18 protein-coding genes are annotated in these 22,583 nt (G+C 43.0%); 11 read left to right on the forward strand and 7 right to left on the reverse strand.

Annotation, left to right across the window (positions count from 1 at the left end; translation table 11 throughout):
- Positions 1 to 80 precede the first annotated feature (80 nt).
- On the forward strand, positions 81 to 1,607 hold the full coding sequence (locus tag ACFS6H_RS12140) for a T9SS type A sorting domain-containing protein (RefSeq protein WP_386098871.1): 1,527 nt from the start codon (positions 81 to 83) through the stop codon (positions 1,605 to 1,607).
- A 189-nt stretch (positions 1,608 to 1,796) separates the two neighbouring features.
- Here the strand turns inward: ACFS6H_RS12140 and ACFS6H_RS12145 are convergent, their stop codons facing one another.
- From ACFS6H_RS12145 to ACFS6H_RS12155, 3 genes are all read right to left on the reverse strand, one after another.
- Positions 1,797 to 2,057 (reverse strand): hypothetical protein, encoded by a 261-nt coding sequence (locus ACFS6H_RS12145; RefSeq protein ID WP_386098874.1) that lies wholly within the window; start codon positions 2,055 to 2,057, stop codon positions 1,797 to 1,799.
- Between the two features lie 220 nt (positions 2,058 to 2,277).
- Positions 2,278 to 2,907 carry an MgtC/SapB family protein gene (locus tag ACFS6H_RS12150; protein ID WP_386098877.1) on the reverse strand — a complete coding sequence of 210 codons (630 nt, stop codon included), beginning with the start codon at positions 2,905 to 2,907 and terminating at the stop codon, positions 2,278 to 2,280.
- Between the two features lie 35 nt (positions 2,908 to 2,942).
- Positions 2,943 to 3,725: a polysaccharide deacetylase family protein gene (locus ACFS6H_RS12155; protein WP_386098880.1), complete on the reverse strand. Its 783-nt coding sequence runs from the start codon at positions 3,723 to 3,725 to the stop codon at positions 2,943 to 2,945.
- Positions 3,726 to 3,934: 209 nt separating this feature from the next.
- On the opposite strand from ACFS6H_RS12155, the gene ACFS6H_RS12160 reads away from it, so the two are divergent.
- The 10 genes from ACFS6H_RS12160 (at position 3,935) to ACFS6H_RS12205 (ending at position 19,644) form a co-directional block, all read left to right on the forward strand.
- Positions 3,935 to 5,590, forward strand: coding sequence for a hypothetical protein (locus tag ACFS6H_RS12160; protein WP_386098883.1), 1,656 nt, complete (start codon positions 3,935 to 3,937; stop codon positions 5,588 to 5,590).
- Positions 5,591 to 5,913: 323 nt separating this feature from the next.
- Positions 5,914 to 6,486 (forward strand): RNA polymerase sigma factor, encoded by a 573-nt coding sequence (locus ACFS6H_RS12165; RefSeq protein ID WP_386098886.1) that lies wholly within the window; start codon positions 5,914 to 5,916, stop codon positions 6,484 to 6,486.
- Between the two features lie 10 nt (positions 6,487 to 6,496).
- Entirely contained in the window at positions 6,497 to 7,669 is a 1,173-nt protein-coding gene (locus ACFS6H_RS12170; protein ID WP_386098889.1) for a FecR family protein, read from the forward strand.
- Positions 7,670 to 7,726: 57 nt separating this feature from the next.
- Positions 7,727 to 11,353 carry a SusC/RagA family TonB-linked outer membrane protein gene (locus tag ACFS6H_RS12175; RefSeq protein WP_386098892.1) on the forward strand — a complete coding sequence of 1,209 codons (3,627 nt, stop codon included), beginning with the start codon at positions 7,727 to 7,729 and terminating at the stop codon, positions 11,351 to 11,353.
- The gene (locus tag ACFS6H_RS12180) at positions 11,350 to 12,861 is read left to right on the forward strand and encodes a RagB/SusD family nutrient uptake outer membrane protein (protein ID WP_386098894.1); all 1,512 of its coding nucleotides are present in this window, start codon (positions 11,350 to 11,352) and stop codon (positions 12,859 to 12,861) included. Before ACFS6H_RS12175 ends, ACFS6H_RS12180 begins: the two co-directional genes overlap by 4 nt.
- A gap of 17 nt (positions 12,862 to 12,878) precedes the next feature.
- A complete protein-coding gene (locus tag ACFS6H_RS12185) occupies positions 12,879 to 13,799 on the forward strand; it encodes a zinc-binding metallopeptidase (RefSeq protein WP_386098897.1) in 921 nt (306 codons plus the stop codon).
- A gap of 25 nt (positions 13,800 to 13,824) precedes the next feature.
- A complete protein-coding gene (locus ACFS6H_RS12190) occupies positions 13,825 to 15,156 on the forward strand; it encodes a DUF4302 domain-containing protein (protein ID WP_386098900.1) in 1,332 nt (443 codons plus the stop codon).
- A gap of 723 nt (positions 15,157 to 15,879) precedes the next feature.
- Entirely contained in the window at positions 15,880 to 16,509 is a 630-nt protein-coding gene (locus ACFS6H_RS12195; RefSeq protein WP_386098903.1) for a hypothetical protein, read from the forward strand.
- 120 nt (positions 16,510 to 16,629) lie between these two features.
- On the forward strand, positions 16,630 to 17,109 hold the full coding sequence (locus ACFS6H_RS12200) for a hypothetical protein (protein ID WP_386098906.1): 480 nt from the start codon (positions 16,630 to 16,632) through the stop codon (positions 17,107 to 17,109).
- 408 nt (positions 17,110 to 17,517) lie between these two features.
- Positions 17,518 to 19,644: a hypothetical protein gene (locus tag ACFS6H_RS12205; protein ID WP_386098909.1), complete on the forward strand. Its 2,127-nt coding sequence runs from the start codon at positions 17,518 to 17,520 to the stop codon at positions 19,642 to 19,644.
- Positions 19,645 to 19,699: 55 nt separating this feature from the next.
- Here ACFS6H_RS12205 and ACFS6H_RS12210 read toward each other — a convergent pair whose 3' ends face one another.
- The 4 genes from ACFS6H_RS12210 to ACFS6H_RS12225 all read right to left on the reverse strand — a co-directional run bounded on the left by ACFS6H_RS12210 (position 19,700) and on the right by ACFS6H_RS12225 (position 22,511).
- Positions 19,700 to 20,125 carry a VOC family protein gene (locus tag ACFS6H_RS12210; protein WP_386098912.1) on the reverse strand — a complete coding sequence of 142 codons (426 nt, stop codon included), beginning with the start codon at positions 20,123 to 20,125 and terminating at the stop codon, positions 19,700 to 19,702.
- Between the two features lie 332 nt (positions 20,126 to 20,457).
- Positions 20,458 to 20,928, reverse strand: coding sequence for an Hsp20/alpha crystallin family protein (locus ACFS6H_RS12215; protein ID WP_386098915.1), 471 nt, complete (start codon positions 20,926 to 20,928; stop codon positions 20,458 to 20,460).
- A 378-nt stretch (positions 20,929 to 21,306) separates the two neighbouring features.
- Positions 21,307 to 22,161 (reverse strand): methylated-DNA--[protein]-cysteine S-methyltransferase, encoded by an 855-nt coding sequence (locus tag ACFS6H_RS12220; protein ID WP_386098918.1) that lies wholly within the window; start codon positions 22,159 to 22,161, stop codon positions 21,307 to 21,309.
- A 77-nt stretch (positions 22,162 to 22,238) separates the two neighbouring features.
- Positions 22,239 to 22,511, reverse strand: a complete 273-nt coding sequence (locus tag ACFS6H_RS12225) for an Ada metal-binding domain-containing protein (protein WP_386098921.1) — start codon at positions 22,509 to 22,511, stop codon at positions 22,239 to 22,241.
- Positions 22,512 to 22,583: the final 72 nt, after the last annotated feature.

Genomic DNA, 22,583 nt, shown 5'->3' on the forward strand with positions numbered 1-22,583 from the left:
GTTTTCGGGAAAACGGCTACTCCTCTTCTTTTTTTGCGCCGCTTAGTAGATTTCCTTTGCCGAAATCGTAAACTAACTATATGAATAAACAAAACGGTGCTTTAGTACGAAGGAGATACGCTTCTCTGAGCCGGCAACGTCTTGCCCGGATCTTTTACCTTTTTATCATTAGCCTTTCTTTCCATTATAGTAACGCCCAGTTCAGTTGTGCGGGATTAATCACAACGAATATCGGCTACACCGGGGCACCACAGGATTTTGTGGTACCCGCGGGTGTTACCCAGGTAAGGATCAGTCTTACCGGTGCCAGCGGCGGCCAGGCAACTACCATAGCCAATATGGCAGGCGGCGGGGCAACCGTATATGCTTATATAGATGTGGTTCCCGGTGATGTGTTCCGTGTTATTATAGGTCAAAAAGGTGCGAATGGTCCTACCGAATCAGGTGGCGGAGGTTCAAGCGCTGTATACAAAAATGGTGTATTGATCATGGTGGCCGGTGCCGGTGGCGGTGAAGATAATACCGGTAACGGTGCCAACGGTGCGGCTTCAGAAAATGGCGTGAGCGGCGGCGACGATGCAGGTGTTGGAGGTAACGGAGGCTGCGGAACTTCGGTAAATAATGGTCGTGGCGGCACTGGCGGTCAGGGCGGTTATCATGGCGAATGGGTAGTTAACTGTCCGCATGGCGGCGGTGGTGGTGGTGGTCTGCTTTCTGCCGGTTTAGGCAATGGCAACCTGAATGCCGGTCAGTCAGGCGGCCAGGGTAATATTAACGGTGCGGCAGGTGGCGCCGGTTCGCAGGATGATGCAGTAGGCATTAATGGCGGCTGGGGCTGGTCCGGTGGCGGTGGCGCCGATGATAAAGAAAGCGGCGGTGGTGGTGGTTACTCCGGCGGCGGTGGCGCACCTGAGTCCAGGAATCCCGGCGGTGGTGGCTCTTTTGTGGCAGCCATTGGTACAAATGGTATTACCGTGTCGGATAAAGCAGATGGTACAGGTACTACTACAGGTTACAATGGTTCGGCCCAGATATGCAGCTCTCCCGCAATCACTTTGCCTGTTAGCTTTGGAGGCATAAATGTAGAACAATCATCTGCCGGTACACTGGTAAAATGGTTCACCTTAACCGAGTTGAATACCGCTTATTATGAAATAGAAAAAAGTACTGACGGGCAACAGTTCATCAGTATTGGTAAAGTAACAGCTACCGGTAACAGCACAAACAGGCAGTCTTATACTTTCAACGATGTGGCTCCTGTTTCCGGTAAAGCGTATTACCGTATCAAGGTAGTAGACCTGGATGGTAGTTTATCTTATTCTGAAACTGTACAGGTAAATGGTGCCGGGGTGTTAAACCTGCATGTTTTTCCCAATCCCGCTTCTCATAAACTGAATATCAGGTTACCCCAAAGCTGGCAACAGGATCCTTACCAGGTACAGGTGATCAGTGTCGCTGGTCAGGTAATGCTGGAGAAAAATCTTTCAGGTCTGCAGCAGGAATTAAATATACAACTCTTGCCTGCGGGAGTGTATATCCTTAAAGTAACCAATAAAAAATCGGGAATACAACTGACGGCAAGATGCACTGTCAACGGAGTTAAATAATAGAATAACGGTCAGATAATATTGGTGTTTAGTAATACTGACACATTAACCAGAAACTCATTTTCACATCAAGTAAAAAGTATGCCATTACATGGTATACTTTTTACTAGGTGTTTTTCATAGGTTAGCAAAGGCCGGGTCTTTCCAGACCTGGCCTTTTTTATAGGTTGCAGCTAACATTATCCCGGTCTATTCTTCGGTTGCCGGTTTCGCAGCTGTTTTTTTAGGTGCGACTGCTTTTGTTTTTTTGGCAGGACTTGTTTTTTTGCCGGTAGCGGCCTTCTTTTTCGGAGTAGCTTTTGCTGTAACTCCTTCAGCCAGGATCTTACCTGCTTTTTTTATTTTTTTACTGAATTTTTTTTCACCAACGATCTCTTTAATATCTGCAAAGGCAGTGGTGAGTTTATCTTCCACCTGTTTACGAAGTGTCTTTTTGTTTGTAGCTGTCATATTGGGATATTTATATGTGGTAACACAAACTTAATGATAAGATAATACTTCCAATGTTAACTTTTTAAACCGCTTCTTGCTGTTCAGGAATGAATGCTGGTAGCTGAGGATTGTGTTATGGTTAGGCCGTCAAAATTGATAGCGGGTAGCGGGTAAATATATTTTTATGATAAAGGGATGTTTAATGTTTTCCGGGAAAGGGTAGGGTTTGATATGATACTTAGTATTCGATCCGTTTAAAGGTTTTGTCGTCCATGAGTTGTCTTGTGAATAGCTCATGTGCAGTGGCTTTACCTTTTACCTGCCAGGTGGTAATGTAGTTGTCTCCCTCCCGGATCTCTTTCGTTAACTTGAAATTAAGACGGGCTTCTTTTAACAAAGTCGTTATATTGTTTTGTTGGGCAGCTGAGTAAAGACCCTGTACGGTATAAATGCGTAATAAATGATGGCTTTCTATTCTCTTTTCTATTACCCGTAAAACGGCCAAAACGCCTAATATCATGATACTTCCACAGCCTGCTGCAAAATAATAGCCGGCTCCTATACCCATGCCTACTGCTGCTACCGCCCATATTGCTGCTGCCGTAGTAATGCCGTTTACCCGGCCTTGCTCCCGGAATATGACACCCGCCCCCAGGAAGCCAATGCCTGTTACAATATTGGATGCTATGCGGTCCGGGTTATTTCCTGCTCCTATCGACTGTGACATGATGGTAAAAAAACAAGAGCCTATAGAGATCATCATTAATGTCCGAAAACCAGCCGATTTATTATGGTACTCACGTTCAGCACCTACCAGCCCGCCCCAAATAGCGGCCAACAAAAAGCGAAGTAATATTTCGTAATCCATATTGAGTATTTCGTTATTGATAGGGTATCGTCTTTTCAGGATTTTGGATAAAAACGGACATGTTCAAATATATAATTATCTCTTTGCCTCAGCCGGTCAATCAATTGTTTTAACTCACTTTCTTCCCATTTTTTCTGAAACATCTCATCGTGAATCAATATAACAATATGATCTTTAGTAAACATGCCGGTACCTCCTTCCAGCCTGCTGCTTATTTCTTTTTCCATTTCGTCTACAGTTTGTAACGGTGTTCCGTCTTTTGCATTGTGCTGCCATTCCAGGTCCCAGCCATATAATGTGTACCCGTTTTGTGCCAGCAGGTCGGCTGCAGCTGCGCCACTTACACCGTCATCGCGTTTCCTGGTTCCTACCCGCCACATATTGCGACCAGGTAAACGGACAATCTTATACTTAAGGTGTAACAGCGCCTCGTTTTTTTGAATGTCCTTTAAAACATTCGCGGGGTCACGGTAAAACAGCGCATACTTATTATTAGCATGGGTATAACTGTGGTTATAGGCTTCTATAAAAGGATTCTGTTCATACATTGTATAATAATTCTCCAGTTTTTCGGCATGTTCACCAACAATAAACACACTGATCTTTAATCTTTCGGCCAGTATCACACTGTCAATGTTCTCACTGCCGTTTAAAGGTCCGTCATCAAAAGTCAGGTAAATATATTTTACAGGAACAGCCTGGGTGGTATCCTTTTCTTTAGGACTAACCGCGGGTGTTGCTTTTGGGGCAGGCTGTATCAGAAAGAAGCCCAGCAATGCAGTAGCTCCCAGCAGCAGGAATAACAGGAGGCCTTTCATAACAGTTATATGCTTTCGTTAAAGTGCTGAATATGTGTACCAGGTACCTGGATAGCTGGTTTATTACTTAAAGATAATTATTAAAAATAAGTAAAACCTGCCCGGGCAGTAATTAACCCGTGGTAAAAGGTTGGTTAAAAAAATGCAGGTTATGGGGTAACAATTATATCCAGGCGTTGATAAGTACGTATACCAAACGTCTAAAAGTGATGAAAACGAGAATTTTATTAGCCACTATGTTGTTTTCGGCCCAGGTCAGCCTGGCACAGGAAAATAAAGTCCTGCTATCGGTAGCAGCGGGCGCCACCCATCATTTAAATACGGGCAAGAGTAGCCCTGTGGGAAATGGTTGGAATGTACAGGCAGATGCTTTTGTGCCTTTTTATCAAAAAAAATGGAATAACGGTTTTCCTGGCAACGGGTTTTCATTGGGGGGCAATATCGGAGGTAATTATACCGGTATTAAAAGTGTTACTCCGGATAACAATGCCGTGGCTGACAGGTACCAGGTATATTCAACTACACACACTGTTTCTGCAAATACCGGCGGCTCTGCTTCCTCTGCATTTTCAGGACAGGCAGGTGTGCAGGCATTATTAACCTGGAACAGATTTAGTGTTTCGCCGGTTATAGGAGTTGGGTATACTTATTTAACAATCCCGGCATTTACGCAAACAGGTTCTTATACTGCTAATGGACAAACGCAGCAAAAAGACCTGGTAAAAAGGGATAAGCAAAACTACAGTCTGCTGACCTTTAATCCTCAATTGAGAATAAGCTATGGACTGGGTGCAAACCTGTCATTATTTGCCGGTGGTACGCTTGTGGCGGGGCCGCAGATAGAGATGGTTACCAATAACTGGGTGCCGCAGGGCGGCTTTAATGACAAAAATATATATGAGCCTCAACAGATGCTCAATGGTTCCTGGTCAGCTACAAACCATAGGGAACAGTATAAAACAATGCAGATCAACCTCGGGTTAACCATGGCAATAGGAAAAAAGAGGATTGGTAAAGGCCTGGGTTCGGGCGGAGGCGCCAGCTCTTCTTCTTATGCAAAAAACATATCGGCCGGGCCGGGAGAGGGGGCGGCACAAAATAGTCCCGTTACTGATTTTAATACAACCAGGAGTAACAGGGATAACCGGTTTACAGATAATACCAGCAATGATAGCATTCCTTTTAGCGGACCGCAGCAGGAAATAGTAAATAATAGAATAGCCCGGGATTCTGGCAACAGTATGCCCACACGACTTTCTATGACACCGACTACAGCCCGGCAAACACAGGGAAATAATTTTGGCGAAAAAGTAAACCAAAGACAAACCCCCAACACTGCTTTTGGACAGCCAGTGGCTTTTGTTAGTGGTCAGCCCATTAGCGGAATAGTAGTAAAAGGCGGTAAAAACACTGGTGGTAATATGATTAACGCTACTACCAATGAAGCGGGAGAAATAACATTTGCTGCTGAAGAAACCGGTGAATATACCCTGAAGTTTGCGGTTCCTGAAAACGAAGGCCCCAATGAAAAAGGAGTGGAGGTTTTGAAAAGTAATAAAACCGGAGATCCGGGCGCCGCGGCCAATAAAAGAGAAAAAAGAAATTATACAGGTGGCAGGAAAAACGAAGCTGCCACAGTAACAATAATGATGACACCCGGAACTCCTATCGGCGGTATTGTTGTAAAAGGCGGTAAAAACCCGGGCGGTAATGCAATCAACCTGGTAACGGATGAGAAAGGAACAATAACTTTTACGATACAGGAAGCTGGTGAATATAAATTACAGCTTACAGCTCCGGGAACCAGCGGAAAAAGTATCAGTGAAAAAGGCGTGCCGGCAAACAAACCAACTAAATCAAAATAATAAACCCCGATTAACAATTTTACCTGGATATATGACCCAGGGGCTGATTGTAACAATGAAGATACTTTCTTAGATCCATACCGTTTGTATAATAAAAGCAGCCGCCTTGTCAAAGGCGGCTGCTTTTATTGTCTAAGGTTGAACAGCCTTCCTTGACATATATTGGTTTAAATTAATATGTTTTTTTCCGCTCTGATAAATAACTTGGTTAAAAACAACCGGTTAGCAACTTCCTGTAAAAAAAGCCTGATTTTTCTACGTACTATTTTATTTCTCATTACTCTATAATATAAGGATTAGGAAACTTTCCAGGTTTTGGCTGCATGACAACACACCCACACGCTGAGGATCAGGAACTATTGATGCGTCTTGAACAGGGAGACGAGCAGGCGTTTACAGCAATCTATAAACGCTACTGGGTACCTATGTATTTCCTGGCCTTTAAAAGAATACAGCGTGAAGAAGAAACCCGGGAAATTGTCCAGGATGTGTTTTACACCCTTTGGGATAAAAGGGGAGATTTAAAAATAGAGAACCTGAGAGGCTACCTGTCTGCAATGGTCAGGTATGCAGTGTACCAGGCTTTGTTAAAAGAAAAAAGACAAAAGGATTATTTACTGAAACAAAAGCTGAAAGCAATAAAGCCCGCTTCGATAGATATTGACAATAAACAATTGCTTGACCTGTTGAAGAATTACAGTGAAAAATTACCTGAAAAGTACCGCTTTGTTTTTTTATACCATAAGCTGCTGGATGAGCCTTTGGAATCAGTAGCTGATAAAATGGGTGTTTCTCCCAGGACTGCAGAAGGATACGTTACCAAGGTGATGTCTCTTATCAGGGCCTATTACAAAAAAATTATGGTCCTGGTGATCCTGTTAAACCTATTGTTTTAAAAGAAATTTTATGTCTGATCTTAAAAAAGTGGTATTGAATAAGGAAGAGCTCGCTGTATTGGCAGACAAGTACCTGAATGATAAAGCTACTGAAGCCGAGGCTAAGTTATTACATGCCTGGTATGAACAGGTGGCTGATGAAGAACTGATCGTGGTAATTAGCAGGACAAAGCTATCGCTTGGCAAATTAGAAGCGGAGATGCTGAGCGAATTGAAAAGAAGAATTGCAACTGACAGGAGGAAAAAGACTTTACGCACCTACTGGTGGCGGGCAGCGGCCGTCTTTATATTACTGCTGGGTACGGGCATTACTTACAGGTGGTTAAATAATACATCAAAGCCAAAGGCTGAGATGGTTGTAACACCTGTAGATGATATTGCACCGGGTAAAGACGGGGCTATATTAACCTTACCGGGTAATAAAACAATTGTGCTGGATGAAATAGCTAATGGTGCTGTGGCCACGGAAAGCCCGGTGAAGATTGTAAAGGAAGGCGATGCCATTACCTATGTTTTCGGAACAACTGGACCAAATGAACAGGTTGAATACCATACTGTGAGCACACCCCGCGGCCGTCAGTTTAAAATAAAATTACCTGATGGAACCGAGGCGATGCTGGATGCAGCTTCATCTATTTATTTCCCCACAGCTTTTACCGGCGGGCAGAGAAAGATACAGGTAACCGGCCAGGTTTACCTGAACGTAAAAAGAGATGTATCCAAACCTTTTATTGTGGATAACGGAGTGATGGAAGTGGAAGTGCTGGGTACCGAATTCAATATTTGTTCTTACCCGGAGGAACAGAAGAGGACAGTCACCCTCTTACATGGTTCTGTAAAAGTAAGTAACCGGGAAAACAATAAAACACATGTGCTGTTACCGGGCCAGCAGGCAATGATCGGTAATAGTAATGATATGCTGGTGTTAACGGATGTTGACCTGGAAGAAGTGATGGCCTGGAAAGATGGTGCTTTTAAATTCAATGGCGCCAAATTATCAACGGTAATGAATGCCCTTAGCCGGTGGTACGATGTGGATATAGTATTTAAAAACACGAATGCCGACAGGTTGTTTAGCGGTTATATAAGCCGGTCACTGAGCCTGAGCAAGGTGCTGGAAATATTAAGGTTAAGCGAAGTTAACTGTAAACTGGAGGGTAATACCCTGACCCTGTTGCCTTAAACCCTGTACCGGGGCTGTCTATAAAAACATTTGTAATAAAACCCCTCAATGCTAATTATGAGAAGACTAATCCCACCATTAAAAGAATGTTATGTGAAAAGCGGCCTGTTGCTGTTATTATTATTGGTGATCGTGCATTCGGTGATAGCAAAACCCGAACAGGGAATTACTTTGATCGAGAAAGATGCTTCGATAGAAACCTTATTAAAGAAAATTGAATCGCAGACTGATTACCGGTTCTGGTATGAAAATAAAATACTGAAAACGGCTAAGAAAGTGACCATTAATGTAAGCAATGCACCGTTACGAACAGTTTTAGACTTATGCATGGCCGATCAGCCGCTGGTGTATGATATTGTTGAAAAAACAGTGGTGATCCGTAGAAAAAACATCGCGAACACCAATGCAATGACTGATGAACTGACCATTGAAGTGATAGACCTGAAGGGTGTGGTAAAAAACGAAAAAGGTGAACCCCTGAGTGGTGTTAATATACGTATCAAAGGAACGATGCAGGGAACCGTTACTGCAGAGAACGGAAGCTTTGTACTGACCAATATTCCCAATGGTACGATACTGGAAATTTCTATTGCCGGTTATAAAGCACAGCAGTATAAAGTAGAGAATGAAACAAATATCACCATTGTATTACAACAGGAAGTGCAGACGATGGAAGATGTGGTGGTTACCGGCTTTCAGAGAATTGATAAAACAAAGTTCGGAGGATCAGCTGTAACCTTGAAAGCCGACCAGGTAAAGCTGGATGGTATGACCGACGTAAGCCGCATGCTGGAAGGCAGGGCAGCAGGCCTGTCCATCCAGAATCCCTCAGGCACATTTGGCGCTGCTCCTAAAGTGCGTATCCGTGGCGCTACTTCTTTAAATGGTGCCAATAAACCATTATGGGTAATTGATGGTGTGGTATTGGAAGACATTGTCAATATTTCAAATGACCAGCTTACGAGCGGGGATCCAACCACTTTGTTAGGCTCGCCTGTGGCAGGGTTAAATCCCAACGATATTGAAAGCTTTGATATTTTGAAAGATGCTTCTGCTGCTGCATTATATGGTGCAAGGGCTATGAATGGTGTAATTGTTATTACTACTAAAAAAGGTAAAAGCGGGAAAGCCCAGGTGAGTTATGTGGGTAATTTCAGCTCACAGCTAAAGCCAACTTATAATGGTTTTAATATTATGAACTCGGCACAGCAGATGTCGGTAATGGCCGAGTTGGAAAGAAAAGGTTTCATGAACTCAGACGTACTTTCACAATCTAACAATGCTATGTATGGTAAATTGTATGAGAGTCTGGTAGGGGATGATAATGGTAGTTTTCCACTGGAAAATACCCCGGAGGCACGTCGCGATTTCCTGATGCGTTATGCAAAAGCCAATACGGACTGGTTTGACCTGTTATTCCGCAACAGCTTTATGCAGGAGCATTCTATCAGTATCCAATACGGAACTGAAAAGTCTCAATCTTATTTTTCTACCAGTTTTCTGGGCGACAATGGCTGGACCATTGGCGATAAAGTAAAAAGGTATACACTGAACTTCCGTAATAACTATAAATTTTCTGAAAAAATTTCCGGTAGTTTTTCTACGCTTGGCTCCGTTCGTGATCAGCGGGCACCAGGAGCCTTGGCCAGGAGAAGCAATCCGGTTGAAGGGCGCTATGACCGTGACTTTGATATCAATCCTTTCAGCTATTCACTCAACACCAGCAGAGCCGTTACAGCCTATGATGAGAAAGGAAATCTCGAATACTTCAATCGCAATTTTACGCCCTTCAATATTATTGATGAGTTGGCCAACAACTATATCACGATCAATATGATCGATCTGCGCCTGCAGGGTGACCTCTCTTACAAGTTTGCCAAAAACTTCCGTTATGATTTCCTGGGAGCCATGCGTATGGTTAAAACGGGAAGGGAACACCAGATAAGAGAGAAGGCTAATATGGCCAACGCTTACCGGTCGGCCAAGAACAGTACCATCAGGGCCGCTAATAATTACCTGTACCAGGATCCTGATAACCCGGAGGCGGAAAAAGAGATCGTATTACCCAAAGGTGGATTTTATAACCGCACAGAAGATGAACTGATCTTTTATAATGTGCGCAACAGTATTAATTATAGCAATACTTTTAAAACCAAACATAGTGTTGATGTATTGGTTGGTCAGGAAGTGAAGTTCACCAATCGCAAATCAGCCAACAATACCGGTTATGGTTACCAGTATGAACAGGGCGGTATTCCCTTTATTGATTACCGCATACTGAAACAAACCATTGAAGCTAACTTTCCTTATTATGGCATGGGACAGAACTTTGACCGGTTTGCTGCTTTTTATGCAACGGCGGGGTATAGTTTTGATAAAAAATATAATATCAGCCTGTATGGCCGTTACGATGGTTCTAACCGTTTTGGAAAAGCTGCTTTAAACCGCTGGTTGCCTACCTGGAGTATTTCCGGAGCCTGGAATATTGATAAAGAAAAATTTGCTGAAAATATACAATGGCTTGATTTTGCCCGGCTGCGTGGTAGTTATGGACTATCAGGTGATATGGGCCCGGCTATCAATGCCGATGTATTATTACGTAATTATATCACTAACCGTCAGTGGACTGTAGACCGCGAATCCGGTATTGAGCTGGCGTCCCTGGCTAATCGTGAGCTTACCTGGGAAAAACAATACAGTGGTAATATAGGCCTGGAGTTTGGTGTGTTACAAGGGAAACTTTCTTTTACCATTGACCGTTTCCTGCGTAAGAGTTTTGACCTGATCGACCTGGTCAGTACATCCGGCATTGGCGGACAATATTGGAAATTTGCCAACTATGCCAACCTGAAATCAAATGGCTGGGATATAGCTGTGGATGCTAACCTGGTAAAAAGTAAAGACTTGACCTGGAATGCAAAACTTACTTTTGGTTATGCCAGAACAAAAATCACCAACCTCTCCAACCTGCCGATATTATTTGACCTGGTACAGGCCGACGGGTATAATGTGGTAGGCTACCCGGTACGCTCCCTGTTCTCTGTACGTTACAGTGGTTTGGATCATAACTCGGGGATACCCTTGTTTTTAAATGAAAAAGGTGAAACATCATCCAATGTTTATTACCAAAGTACCAATACGGCCAACCTGAAATACGAAGGACCTGTAGATCCACCCTATAACAGTAGCCTGGGTACAACGGTATCTTATAAAGATTTTACCTTGAATGTGCTGGTTACCTCACAGGCCGGTAATAAGATCAGGCTGGCACCTGTATTTAATACCAGTTATTCGGATTGGAGCGCTTTGCCGGTTGATTTTATTGATCGCTGGGTACAGGGTGGCGAAGAAAACACCACATCGGTTCCGGCTATAGTGGACCGGCTGTACGTTAATAATTTAAGTGGCGTTTATCCTTATAACACCTATAACTTCTCAGACCAGCGTGTGGCTAAAGGTGATTTTATCCGTTTGAAATCTGTTTCACTCAATTACCGCCTTCCGGCCCGCTGGGTTAGCAGGGCCGGCTTCAGCAACGCCAGTGTAGGGCTGTCGGCCATTAATCCCTGGTTGATCTACTCAGATAAAAAACTGAAAGGACAGGATCCTGAGTTTTACAATACAGGTGGTGTAGCCCAGCCTATACAGAAACAAGTTGTTTTATCAGTAAAACTAGGTTTATGATGAATTACCACAAACAAAAGACCATGAAAAAATATACCGTTGTCTTACTGGCAACGATCATCACCTTCACCAGTGCCTGTAATAAGTTCCTGGAGAAAGAACCCGACAGTAACCGGGCGAGCATTCAAACACCAGCGCAAATGTCACAATTATTGATTTCAGCTTATCCTAAAGCCAGTTATATGACTTTTTGTGAAGCGATGTCAGATAATGCGGATGATAAATCAGTAGGTGAGGATAACGTAACTAATAGCAGTTGTTACCGTTTTGAAGAAACCAATGCACAGCCATCTGAGCTGGAATCTCCCCAGATGTATTGGGTGGAAGCGTATAAAGCAATTGCGGTAGCCAATCATGCACTCGATATTATCCGTAAATCGGCTACCCCGGAAATATTCAACGCGCAAAAAGGGGAAGCGCTGGTAGCCAGGGCCTATGCGCATTTTATGCTGGTATGTTTTTTTTCTCCTTTTTATAACCCGGCCACAGCTGCAAGTGATATGGGTATACCTTATGTAGACCAGCCGGAAGATGTGGTGAATAAAAATTACGACAGGAGAACGGTGGCCTATGTATATCAAAGAATTGAAACGGATTTATTGGAAGGTATTCCGTTGCTGCAGGACAATAGCTATGAAGTACCAAAATATCATTTTACCAAGGCGGCTGCTCATGCTTTCGCCTCCCGCTTTTATTTGGTGCTCAGAGATTATGCGAGGGTACTGGAACATGCGAACGCGGTTTTCCCGGCCAACAATTTTGCCGATCAGCTGCGTCCCTGGAATGGCGCCGAGTGGGATGCGATGGGTTCTGCAGATCTGAGACTTGAATATACTAAAAGTTCGTTGCCTTCTAATATAATACTGGCGGAAGCAGGATCTCTATATGGCCGTAATGCTATAGATTATCGTTATGCCTACACTTTTGATATCCTGAATGAATGTTTTGCTGTCAGGAATATTTGTAATGTTGGTCCTACCTGGCAGTTTGAGAATCAGGTATATGGTGTAGCCCCTCACTTTTTTATTCCCAAGTTCGGAGAATATTTTAAACGGGCTTCTATTAATGCCAATTTTGGAGATCCGTATATCATGGTACCCTTATTTGATGCAGAGGAGGTATTGTTTAACCGGGCCGAAGCCAGGGCTTACCTGGGTGATGCACCGGGAGCTATTGCAGATATGAACACCTATATAAGTAAACGTGCCCAGAATTATAATGCTACCAGTCATGCCGTAACCGAAGCCAGGTTAAGGACCTATGCCGGGACCCAGCATATAGATACGGCTGCTGTGAAAGGGATTATTGGCCTGCGCCGGATGGAATTTGCGTTCCAGGGCCTGCGCTGGTTCGATATTCAGCGATACGGGCTCACCGTAACACATACCGTACGAACCACCGCCGGCTCGGTAGACCGTGTGGTGGACGTAAGAGCCGGTGACCCGCGCCGGGTATTACAGATACCGGCTACTGCGGTATTATCCGGTATTCCTCTAAACCCCCGTTAATTTTAAAAATAAGTGCAATGAAAAAAATGATTAAATACTTTTTACTGTTTATACTGGCGGGAACGGTTGTATCCTGTGACCGGGATAAGGATAACCTGGACGCTGTGGATGATATAGTTGGCCTGGGAGGAGATACCTGGGAGCGGTCGGATATTGACAACTGGTTGTATGATAGTCTTGTGAGACCGTATAATATCCAGGTAAAATACAAATGGGACCAGTTTGAATTTGACCTGAACCGGACATTGGTTCCGCCGGATGAAGCTAAAATAATTGCTATCTGGTCTATGTTGCGGCAGGCCTGGATACAACCTTATATTGATGAAGTGGGTGCTGCTTTTTTTAATAAATATTCGCCTAAAACATTTGTGCTGTCTGGCAGTAATGCCTATAATTCCAATGGCTCTATTACACTGGGCACTGCCGAAGGCGGCAGGAAGATCGCTTTGTACTCCTGTAATTCTTTTAGGGTAAGAGGTATGAACGGTTATAATGCAGCCAGGGATTCATCCTTTATTAAACAGTTCTTTTTACAAACCATCCATCATGAATTCGGACATATCCTGCACCAGAACATCATGTACCCGCAAAGTTTTAAACAGGTAAATCCTGCTTTATTCAATGGCGGTAACTGGATCAATATTGATGATGCTACAGCCAGGAAAGATGGATTTGTTACTTCTTACGGCTCCTCTAATTACGATGATGACTTTGTGGAAATGATCGCTATTATGCTGGTAGAAGGGAAAGCCGGTTTTGATGCCATTATCAACAGGATACCTTCGGGTACAAGTATAAATGGCACTACCCGGGCACAGGCGCAGGCCTACCTCCGCCAAAAAGAGGCGATAGTGGTAAGTTATTTCCGCCAGGCCTGGAATATTGATTTTTACAGCCTGCAGCGACGTTGCCGTACAGCGCTGGAGCGTTTTATTTAACCTTAACTGCTTAAACTTTTTATAGATGAAAAAATATTTGCCCCTGTTATTGATCCTGCTGGTATTAAATGCCTGTAAAAAGGATTTTGATGAAACGGTATTTGCTGAATCAACCGATAAAAGAATCACCAAAACCCTCGATAGCCTGCAGGCAAGGCTGGTTACTGCAGCCGCGGGCTGGAATGCTTTCCTGACTACCGGCACTGGTCGTACCACCGGTTTTTATTTCCAATTCCATGGCGCTAATCGTGTGGTAATGGTGAATCCTGATGTGACCAATGGTACGGTACCCAAGGAAAGCAGTTACCGGTTGAAAGCCCTGCAACAGCCGGTACTGATGTTTGATACTTATTCCTACCTGCATACTTTTGCTGATCCCGACGGCTCAGTGAATGGTGGTAAAAATGGTGTTGGCTTAAGATCCGATTTCGAATTTGCCTATGATCCGTCTGCGAGCAATACAGACTCGATTGTTTTACGGGGAAGAATGCATGACAGTAAAATGGTTTTACGTCCCGCTTCAACAGAAGATGCTGCAGCTTTTGCCAATAACGAGTTTCCCGGTTTAGTATTTGATAGTTTATCAAAAAAGTATTTAAATTATTTTAAACGTTTTGAGCTGGGAAATACTACTTATGAATTAGTAGTAAATCCAAGAACAAAGCAGCTGAAAATGGCCTGGATGGAGGGAGGTACATACAGGGAAAAAACAACGGCTTATTCCTATATGCCGGCGGGGGTTGTATTTTTTACTCCTTTTATGGCTAACGGCGTTAGTTTCAAAAGTTTTAGTAATCCGGTATGGGATAATGCGACTACAACAATTTCTTTTTCGATCAATGGCCAGACTGTACGCCCCGTAGGCTTTACGGCTCCTTTGCAGGTAGATATAAGTGCTCCAAGAAGGTGGTGGGAGAAGAGCAGGGACGAAGACGATTACTGGTTCTCACGTACAGGTTTCCGGGTGAACGGTGTGGATGATGCATACAGGGTAGCAAGCTTACCTCTTTACAGGCATCTGATGTACCAGGCAGAAAATGGCGTGTATAATGGAACGATGTACGATGCCTTCGGTTATGTTTATGGGATTGCCAATGTACTAACACGTCGTTTTGCACCGGGCGTTATAAGTCCGCCCAATTTTATGCCGGATGGACGTATTACATTTTCACTGGCCGCGGGAGCAGATGAAGGATTGTACTTTGGTAATGATCCCGGGACGGCTTCAGTTAACACTTTTATACCTGTATTACGAAAAATGATAGATGCACAGGGCTATATTTTTGTACAGATCAATGATACTTATGATATGGTAGATGCCGTGAATGCCACCAGTTGGATCAATTGGGAGTTTTAACCATTTTAAATACTTTCTCAGCAGTGTGAGTTGCAAAAACGAGGGGGGCCTGTCTAGGCTCTCCGGTTTTTATTCATGATGTCTATGTGCCCCGCAAAGAGTTAATATCGCTTATAAGCCGTAAATAGTCAACGGATAGATGATTTAAATACGTCATTAAAAAGTATCGGCATGTAATACGGACAGCGGGATAGTAAGGCCTATCAATCTTTCATATAGCATATAAGCTTTTGGAATATGCACACAAAAGAATGGATGCTATAGTTTTGCTAAATACCAAAGGCCTGTTAATAAAATTTTATAATTTTTTGCGTATTAACCAGCCTGTAAATACTCTATATAATATGAGAGTTTTCTTAGGATAATAGTTTAAGAGATGGGAGAACTTGTCTAGGTTCTCCCAATTTATTTTAATAATACCGGTTAAGCCCGGGGTAATCCATATCACCTTTTACTATTTTGGTAACCGCTGGAGGCGACTGCATCTGTAAAAGTTAACGAAAAGAAAATATTCCGCCTGCAATAAATACATGATTGATCTGGATGGACTATGAAAACGTTTGCTTTAAAGCTTTTAAGATAGGAGCGCCGTAATATGTTTAAGTATACAAACCCTGTAACATTGTTGTAGCATATTATTACAGTGTTGGCACGGTTTTTTACTTATTACTGCCGGCTAGCTAATTTATAAAAAACAAATGTTAACCTTTCAATTTAATTATTATGAAGCTTAGTTATCTTCTGACTTTTACCCTCGCGTTTTTAACAATTTCTGTCGTTTCTTTTTCCCAGGTTCAGTTTGGTGTACATGGTTCACGACTTGAAGGAACTGGAAGTTCGCAATGGGGATTTGGCGGACACGCTAAAGTTTTATTGGCTGATAAAGTAGCCATCGGTCTTGGTGTGAGAGCCTACCCAAAAGACATGAAAACGGAGAACACCACTATTGGCGGAACAAACTATAAAATTGCACGGGGTAATACCATTGTTCCGGTAACAGGTTCTGTGGATTATTATTTCGGTGAAGGCCTTTTACGTCCTTACGTAGGGGCAGATGTGGGAGCTTATTTTACCCAGTATGTTTTTTCCATGACTGAAAACAACGGAAGTAGTTCGTATTACGATACGAAGGATAAAAAAACATATTTCGGAGCAGCGCCTAAAGTTGGTCTGAATGTAGAATTAGGCCCGGTAGGGATTTTTGGACAAGCCGGTTATAACTTATTATTCGGATCGGGTGATAAAGATGATATTATGGTACCGGGTATTACCACAGGTATTGATGCAAAAGCAACCGATAAATTCTGGACTTTTGACGTGGGTGTGTTTTTGAAATTAGGTGGAAAAAAATAATCCTTTAAGATACTGATCGGGTTGCTGCGGGAAAATTTGCCCGGCACAGGCCAACCCGGTTATACAAACTATCTTCAGCAGTACTTATTCAGTTAAGTACCTGTTTTAAAAACAAAACGTATGAAAAAATACCATCTGGTTGTGTTGATGACATGCCTGCTCTTGTCGCAATGGGTATTGGCACAATATAGTCCGCGGGAGTCCATGCTGGGCTTACGTGGTGGTGGCTCGGTGGGCGTTACGTATAAAAAATTCTTCGGTGAAAACTTTGCTTTTGAAACAGTGGCCGCGAAGGATTTTCCCAAAGAATTTGACGGTATGTTCCTTTCTGCGCTGTTTGAAAAACATGCGCCTCTTGCCGGCAAGCGATTTTCAGCATTGATTGGTGGCGGACCCACTTATCATTTTAAACGCAAAGGAGTAGGGGTAAGCGGGATCATTGGCTTTGATTGGCGTATACTCAACTCGCCGATCAACCTGCAGGTAGACTGGAGCCCGGCTTATTATTTTACAGGCGAAGATGGATTTACCTCCATCAATGCGGCGTTCAGTATTCGTTATATCCTTAACCGGAAGAAGGTTTACCACCAGGATGAATAGGTCTTCAGACCGGCATGGTAACGATCATCATTGTTAACCTTACATACCAGTCAATAAAAATTTGTAAACTAAGGTTCAGGACAAATGAACCCAAAAATAAAGCCTGTAAATCGCTGATTCACGGGCTTTATTTTTTTTTCAGAATGTGCCGGGACCGGAATTCACATACTCCCGGGGAATAATACTTTACAGGATAGTTCACCAATTGTTATCAGGCTGCAAACTTGGAAATATCTTATTAAATACCACTTAATAAGCTGCCGGTATAATTCATTAACTATCAAAATTTTGCAGGCTGGGTTTTGTTTCAGCAGAAGGATGATTTTCCGGGTTTGCAGAACCAATGGGGTAACATTTCAAGGAACGGGTTTATATAGCCATATATCAAACCTAAAACCTTTGACCACGATGAAAGCAACAATTAGTGTATGCCTCCTGATAGTTTCAATGCAGGCCGCATTTGCCCAGCAAACCAAAATATTCAACCAAAATGCTTCCCGGAGCAACCATACAAGACTCAGTTTGTCCGCAGGTGGAATTTTGTCCCACAATGACCTATCGAAAAACGGCTTCAATGCACAGGCGGATGCTTTTGTGCCCTTATACCGGAAAGGCTGGGACGGCAGCGTAAAAGGCAGCGGATTTACACTCGGGGCCAATATAGCAGTAAATTATGCAGGCGTTAAAAACAGCGCTCCCGATAATAAGGCAGTTGCTGACAAGTACCAGGTTTATGCTGCTACAAACACCGTTTCTGTAAGCGAAAAGAATAACTCTTCAGGTAGTTTGTCGGGATTAGTTGGCGTACAGGCAATGTTCAGGTCTGGAAACTTTCATATCTCCCCGGTGGTAAGTACAGGTTATTCCTATTTTACATTGCAGGGCTTTACCCAAACCGGCACTTACTCCGCCAATGGACAATCACAAGACAAAGATCTTGTGAAAAGAGAAAAGAAAAGTTCAGGCGGAATTGTTTTTAAACCACAATTGAGAATAGGTTATGATATCGCCCCTTCTTTGTCATTATTTGCAAGTTCTGCCTATATCATGGGCCCGGAAATAAAATACACAACACAAAACTGGCTGCCGCAAGGTGGTTTTAACCAGCAAAATATGTATGAACCCCAGCAGATGCAAAACGGATCCTGGTCTGTTGTCTCCGGCAGGGAAAAATATAAGGGCCTGGAAGTTAACCTGGGAATTTCTCTTGCAATCGGTAAATCAAAAGGAAGCGGTGCAAGTTCTTCATCCTATGCAGCAGGCCGTTTATCAATGACACCCACTACGCCTAAACAATCGCAGGGTAAGAATTTTGGCGAAAAAGTGGCAACCGGCATGCAGTCCGGCAGTAACGCCCTGAGTCAGGGAGCATCATTGCTTGGAGCAGCAGTTGGGAAAGTGGCTGACGGCACATCAGGTTATTGGTCGTCAAAAAAAAGCTATGACAGCTGGCAGGCGCATAGCGAAATAGCCAGATTAATAAATACAGCCGGGAGTCCTGAAGCATTACAGCAGATCAAAATTGATTACCTGACCAATCTGTTCGTGATGGGTGAAAAAGATGGCGCAGCCACACTGAAGCCCGAACTGTTCAGAGAAGTGAAATCTCAAAATGATTGGAAAGGCAAAAGAGTTGCTGTATCCAAAGATGGAAGATCCTACAGCTATCTCGGCGATCAGGATGATCTGGCTGCAATTATTTCTATTCCAGGTGCAACACAGGTTATCGTTACAAAGGGCATTGTGGCAACCAACGGAAACGGGGTAGGTGCCGGTAACCCAACAGCCATCGTGCAGCAATGTGCCGATTGTACTACTAGTACCTGTACAAGTGCAAATGGTACTACTACCACTTATGACTGCAACTGCGTGAATGGTTTTTGTATGTGTATCCTTTGTCCCGATATCACAACACTGACACCGCTTGCGGATGATTTAAAAATAAAAAACGGAAGCCACGATACACAAATGGGGGCAGTAAGAAATATAAAGGCAAGAAATGTTGCCGTAGATCCAGGCAACAACGGAAAAAGCATTAACGAAAAAGGTGTGAAACGTATAGACGCTGCTACTTTTGCACATCCCGGACAGCCCATAAAAGGCGTTATCGTAAAAGGCGGTAAAAATCCCGGAGGCAATTTTGATCTTGTAACCAATGACAATGGCGAAGTGTTTTTTACTGCCACCGAAACGGGCGAGTACAGATTACAGTTCACCGCACCGGCACCCGGCGAAAAAAGCATCAGTGAAAAAGGAGTAGCGGCCTCTAAACCAAATAAATCAAAACGCCGCCGTGTGGAAGTGCTGAAAAGCAATAAAACGGGTGATCCTAATGCACTGGTGACAGGAACTCCCATTGGCGGTATTGTGGTAAAAGGCGGCAAAAATCCAAGTCCGGGTAATAATTGGGGAGCTATCAATGTAGTATCAGATGATAATGGCGAAGTCGTTTTTACTATTGGTGAACCGGGGGAATACAGATTGCAGGTTACTGCACCGGGGACTCCTGACAATGGGCACGATTACAAAAGATAAAGGGGACTTATAGCCCCTTTATTATCAACTATCATATGTGTAAATGACGGCCCGTTCAATGCCCTGCCTCGGTTGTTACCTTCCACATAATGCCAAATGGGTCAATACATATGCCGTAATAAGATCCCCAGAAAGTCAGGTTCATTGGCATTTTTATTTGTCCGCCGTTGGATAGTTCATTGAACAATCTGTCTGCTTCCTGCTTTTCGTCAGTATGAACAATAAGAGAGAAATGCTTATGCGTCGATAATTCATTAAGTATTTCGCTATTATCACAACCCATCAGAACGGTCTCTTTACTAATAGGCAATGAAACGTGCATGATCTTTTCATCTGTTTCCCGAAAAACCTGCCTGTCGGTTTGGGGAACGTCTTTATATCGTCCAAGATAGGTGAATTCCTTCTGAAAGACGTTTTTATAAAAATTAAATGCTTCTTCACAGTTTCCGTTGAAGTAGAGGTATGAATTTACGGTTGTCATGTTTTAGTATTTGGCTTCGGGTTTAAATTTTGATAGTTTTTGTTGTACACAATCTAATAAAAACCGGGCGGTTCTCTATGATAATTTCTAAATCCTTAATACGTTCGTTATAGCCGTTGTAGCGCTCGTGCAGGATTGGATAAAATAGTCGGAATAAAATAGCTCATAACTTTAATGTAAAACCGTCTGAGCAGCCGCTGGTGAAAGATTTTAAAGTTGCCTATGTGATGGGTGAATGAGACAACAAGTATTAATAGATGCTAATAGGAATAAAAAAACAAGCAGGCTAAACGGAGCCTGCTTGTTTAACAAATGATCATAGTTGCGATGCCTTATTTGATTTCGATGGTTTTTGACCTGGCTATCGCTTTTTCGTTTTTACCCAACGTAAGCTTTAAAATACCATCATTATAAGTTGCATTCACCTTTTCCACGTCAACGGTATCATCCAGGGTAAAACTTCTGCTAAAGGAACGCTGTATATATTCATTCCTAACCCAACCGGCATCTTTGTCTTGCTGGTGGTCTTCCTGTTTCTGTTCAAAGGAAACCGTCAGCACATTGTTTTCGATGCTGACTTTAAAATCCTCTTTCCGGCATCCCGGTGCTACCACGTCGAGCTCATAGTGTTGACCTGTGTCCCGGACGTTGACCGGCACATTTCCCTTGTTTAAGCCATTGTCAGAATCCCAGAAATTGTCATCGAAGAAACGACGCAGGTTATTTTGGAAGAAGTTATCAACTACATTTCCAAAACTAACAGATGGTGCGCCATTTTGTCTTTTTGCAATTGTTGTTGTCATAATAACCTCCTTTTTTTAAGGGTTTTCAGGTGTTAACTTTCACAAAAAATGCCAGAGTATATTATGCTGAAAAATCGTCACAAAAAATGTCAGTTTTTCAATTGATCATACTTTCTGTCTGCATAAATAGGGTGGGATAAAAACCTCCTCATAGTAGCTACTTTATTACCAATGTTTGTGCTTCAGAAGTATATGCTTCATCCTGTCAGGATATAGCCGATCCGTTATTCCGTATGTCGTCACATTTCTTGTTCCGCTGATGGTCGCAGGGATTTCGGCGCCGGCATCTCTTTGTAAGAGATAGCCATAACCGAGGTGAATGATATGCCTGTGTACATTGGTAATACTGGCAACTTAATACTTGCCGGAATAAAACAATTAACCCCGGATGATTGCCTGCCGGGAAGCTTCCCAACCAATAATGGCGTTTTTACGTACCGCTCCCCAATGGTACTGACCAATTTCACCGGTGGATTTAATTACACGGTGACAGGGAATAAGAAATGCAACGGGGTTACTACCAACAGCGGTTCCTACCGCCCTGGAGGCACCTTCATAACCAGCATTGGCCGCCAGGTCACCGTAGCTTGTAAATCCACCGGCCGGTACTTTCAGCAAGGTTTCCCATACTTTAATTTGAAAATCGGTGCCTTTCAGGTGTAGTTTTATCTCATCCAGTTTGCTCCAATCCCGTGTAAACACAAACAGCGCATTCTGTTGATTCCTGTCTACCACCTGGTTGTATTTTGCGTTGGGGAAATTGGACTTAAGCACTTCAAATGCTTCCTGGCGTCCGTTGTCAATAAATGCCATATGACATACACCTTTTGTAGTAGACGCAACGAGTATTTCGCCAAAAGGACTATCAGCAAATGAATAATTAATATGCAGCGACTCACCTCCGTTCTTAAACTCTCCCGGCGACATTCCTTCCACTTTGATAAACAGGTCATGCAGTCTGCTTACACTTGACAATCCTGTCTCGAATGCTGCATCAAACAAACTCATTCTCGTTGTTTTCAGCATATCCTTTGCATACTCCGCTGTTAGATACTGTAAGAACTGTTTGGGTGTTACCCCTGCCCAGTTTTGGAACATTCTCTGAAAATGAAACGGACTCAGGTGAACATGCTCAGCCACATCTTCCAGCTTCGGTTGCGATTTATAATTTTCTTTGAAATAACTTATAGCAGAAGCAACTCTGTTATAGTCATATTCCTGTTGGGTTTCCATTGTTCAATATTTAAATTGTTATAACAAATTTACTTTTATTAAATAGCGCATTCAATCCGAAACCTGCGTTTTTGCTGTTACAGGTTACTTCTTTTTCCTCTCTTCCATTGCTTGTATTCTTCTCTCATACAATGGCCGCAGGGCCTGTACCCGCTATTGAATGCTTCGGTCTCGTCTTTAAAGAAAACACGGTTCTCAACTTTCATTCTTTTACCTGATGAACAGGTAAGCAGGCCGTATATTTTCGTTTTTCTATAACCGCCAAATTTGACCTTCCCTTTACGGATTAAAGCGCCGATGGCTTTTTTTCTTTCCTCAACCGTTCGCCCCATATCTATATGGTGTATCATGTTGTTCCGTTTGTCTGTAATAAAAGCCTAAGGGATCGTCTGGCACTTTCATTATTCCGGCTTTTATATTTT

Origin of the sequence: Terrimonas rubra, assembly GCF_042686025.1 — a bacterium.
GTDB lineage: Bacteria > Bacteroidota > Bacteroidia > Chitinophagales > Chitinophagaceae > Terrimonas > Terrimonas rubra.